Genomic DNA, 435 nt, shown 5'->3' with positions numbered 1-435 from the left:
CCCTGCCGCAGCGAGCGGCTGACCTTCGGCGGCGACTCGACAATGACCGCAGCCTCGCCGACGGCGGAGAGCCCGGAGACCCCGACGTGGAGTCCGTCAACGTGGTCATCACCGAACTACGTGCCATGGTCACCGCCGGACTCCTGGACGAGCTGGCCGCCCGCCTCTCCCCCGGAGCCGCATTCGGCCCCAGCCGCGACGGAGAGCCCCTCGCCGAAGTCGCCCGAGCACTGTCCAAGGAGCTACGTAGCCAGACCTTCCTGGGCTGACAACAATCGCCAGCCCCATCGCACAGATCAGCTTTCGGTCAGGAACCGTTCAGCCTGGCTGCGCAGTGGCTCCGGCGCGAACTCCCAGGCAGGGGTGCGCATTACCTGGCGCAGCTTGACCAGCTTAACCTCACGTGGGGCGTCGCGGCGCAGCCCCACATGCGTC

Annotated in this window: 1 pseudogene; it reads left to right on the top strand. The window is 68.5% G+C overall.

Going from position 1 to position 435, the window contains the following annotated elements:
- Positions 1-269 (top strand): annotated as a pseudogene (locus RIF23_RS20720) (hypothetical protein); the annotation flags it as partial.
- Positions 270-435 lie beyond the last annotated feature (166 nt).

It is taken from the genome of Lipingzhangella rawalii, from assembly GCF_031628175.1.
GTDB classification, from domain to species: domain Bacteria; phylum Actinomycetota; class Actinomycetes; order Streptosporangiales; family Streptosporangiaceae; genus Lipingzhangella_A; species Lipingzhangella_A rawalii.
Note: the sequence above shows the minus strand (reverse complement) of the source record. Positions and strands in the feature narration are given on the sequence as shown.